The sequence below is a fragment of the Mesorhizobium sp. M7A.F.Ca.CA.004.12.1.1 genome (genome assembly GCF_003997835.1).
Taxonomy (GTDB): Bacteria; Pseudomonadota; Alphaproteobacteria; order Rhizobiales; family Rhizobiaceae; genus Mesorhizobium.
The window spans coordinates 1-2,437 of the sequence record NZ_RZRK01000888.1; the positions used below are offsets into that span (position 1 = coordinate 1).

General features: G+C 62.2%; 2 protein-coding genes and 1 pseudogene. All 3 read right to left on the reverse strand.

Translation table 11 applies throughout. From position 1 onward, the window contains the following. Window positions 1-102 (reverse strand): annotated as a pseudogene (locus EN984_RS31250) (malate dehydrogenase); the annotation flags it as partial. A 394-nt stretch (window positions 103-496) separates the two neighbouring features. Then, window positions 497-1,696 (reverse strand): cell division protein ZapE, encoded by a 1,200-nt coding sequence (zapE, locus tag EN984_RS31255; RefSeq protein ID WP_127268404.1) that lies wholly within the window; start codon window positions 1,694-1,696, stop codon window positions 497-499. Window positions 1,697-1,749: 53 nt separating this feature from the next. Next, a complete protein-coding gene (locus EN984_RS31260) occupies window positions 1,750-2,289 on the reverse strand; it encodes a protease inhibitor Inh/omp19 family protein (protein ID WP_023811288.1) in 540 nt (179 codons plus the stop codon). Window positions 2,290-2,437 lie beyond the last annotated feature (148 nt).

A 2,437-nucleotide genomic window follows, 5' to 3' on the forward strand; every position in this document is an offset into this window, starting at 1 on the left:
ATCGAACAGCACCACGTCGCCGAGGTCCTTGAGGCCGATCATGTGAGCGAGCGTGCCGCCGATCATGCCAGAGCCGATAAGCGCTATCTTGTTGCGTGCCATGTGAGGATGTTTTCCCTTTGTCGGTGACGACGTCTCAAATCTCTGGTGACTTGATGGCGGCGTCGAAGAAGAGGCCGGAATGCTGCGGGGAACCGCGAATTTTCGCCGCACCCAATAGCCCCGGCACGGAAAAAATTCAAACGATTATTTTGGTGTCAGTATTTTCAATCGGTTAGATCACTTGGGATTTACGTAAACGTCAAAGTTTGTAAGCCGACTTTGGAAGAAATAACCGATGAAGACGGAAATCGTAAGGCCGAATGCGGGCGATGACACCCTTGTGATGCGGGTAACCGAGGAGGTTCGAGTTGTAGACGTCGGCGGGACAGCGCCCCCCTCTGTCCTGCCGAGGGAGGGGACACGAAGGATTGCTACCGACGGATTCTCTGGAAATTCAGGCCTGCGCCTGCTGTGCCCCTGGCGCCGGCTTCCCCTTCTGCCGCGCCGCCCAATCCTCCAGCCAGTCGCGGCTTTGCATCTCGATCAGCCGCGATGCGGTGCGCTCGAACTCGAAGACTTCGACGCCGCGCTTGGCTGCATAAAGCGCTTGCGGCGGCGCATCGGCGCTCATCACCAGCCGCACATGATGGTCGTAGAGCGTGTCGATCAGAAGGATGAAGCGCTTGGCCTCGTTGCGCTTGCCTTCGCCGAGCACCGGGACATGGTCGATAAAAATGGTTGAGAAGCGACCGGCGATCGCCAGGAAATCGCGCGCGCCAAGCGGCTTTTCGCAGAGATCGGCAAAGGAGAACCGCGCCGCATCGCCCGCCGCGCGCGGCACGATCACCTGCCGTCCTTTGAGGGCAATCGATGTCTCGGCGGTCGGCGCGCCCCGCGTCATGGCTTGCCAGGCCTCGTCGAGTAGCTGGTCCGCCGCCGCATCGGCCGGCGTGACATAGACCGGTGTCCGGGCGAGCTTTTCCAGCCGGTAGTCTTTGTCGGCATCGAGCGCCAGCACCTGTGTGTGCCGCTCCAGTATGCCGATAAAGGGCAGGAAAAGCTGGCGGTTCAGCCCGTCGCTGTAGAGGTTTTCCGGCGCCACATTCGAGGTGGCGACCAGCACCACGCCGCTGGCAAACAGCGCCGAAAACAACCTGGACAGGATCATCGCGTCGGCAATGTCGGTGACCGAGAACTCGTCGAAGCACAGCACCCAGGCTTGCTCGGCAAGGGCCTTGGCCACCGGCGGGATCGGATCGTCTTCCCTGACGTCGCCATTCTTGCGCGCCTGCCGGTGCTTCTGGATACGGTCCTGCACGTCGGCCATGAAGTCGTTGAAGTGGACGCGGCGCTTGCGCCGCACCGGCAGCAAGTCGAAGAACATGTCCATCAGCATGGTCTTGCCGCGACCGACGCCGCCATGGATGTAGAGGCCTTTGACGGCCTCATCCGTCTCGCGCTTGCGGGCGAACAGCCAGCCCAGCGCGCTCGACTTATGCGCCAGCCGCTTGGCCGAAATCTCATCGGTCAGCCGGTCGAGTGCCGCAACGATCCGTTCCTGCGCCGGATCGCGGTCGATCGTACCGGTTTCCACCAGATGGTCGTAGCGCTGCCTGACGGTCGCATGGGTCTGGAGGCCGTCACGCAGATGCATCGGTCACGTCGTTCTGGAGCAATTCCGGGAACCGGAATTGCGTAAAACAAAAACTATCTCGTAAGCGAAATCGGCTGGCCGTTGGAAGTCTGGCCGTCGAATTTCGAGCCGCCCGAGGAATAGAGCCGCGCCAGCGCACCGCCGCTCTCGTCATAGAGCGTCAGCTGTTTGCCGGCGACGTTCCACGACTTGATGCCGTCCATCGGCGCCGGGCAATGCAGCGGCCCGGCGCGGAAGCCGGCGCCGAATTTGGTCTGCGGTGTCGCCACCTTGCAGCTCTGGCCCGCAACGCTGGCGTTCCAGACACCGGCGACGCTGGCGGCGGTCACGTCCGAAGCGCCGGCCGGCGCCGAGCCGTCCGAAGGCAGCGCGGCGACCTGGGTGTTCGCCGGCGCGGTCGGGAATTGCGAAGGGTCGGTGGTGCCGGGCGATGCCGGCGGCGGCAGTTGGTTCGCCGTCACCTTGCCGGCGGGCGCGGCCTCCAGCGGTGCCGGCTGCTGGTCATCCATCGAGGAAAAACGTGAGGTCGAACAGCCACTCGCAACGAGCGCCGCCAGCGATACGGCCACCAGACCGGTTTTCGAAAAAGTCATTCCAACCTCCGTCGGATCCGGCTGGGGGGAAGCCGTCCGCACAATCTCACCCCCACCAAGATGGAGAAGGTGGCGAAATTTCAACCCGATATGGTTAAAATACAGTTTGCAGCAAGAATTGTTGCAAATTTATCGCAATCGCGACGGC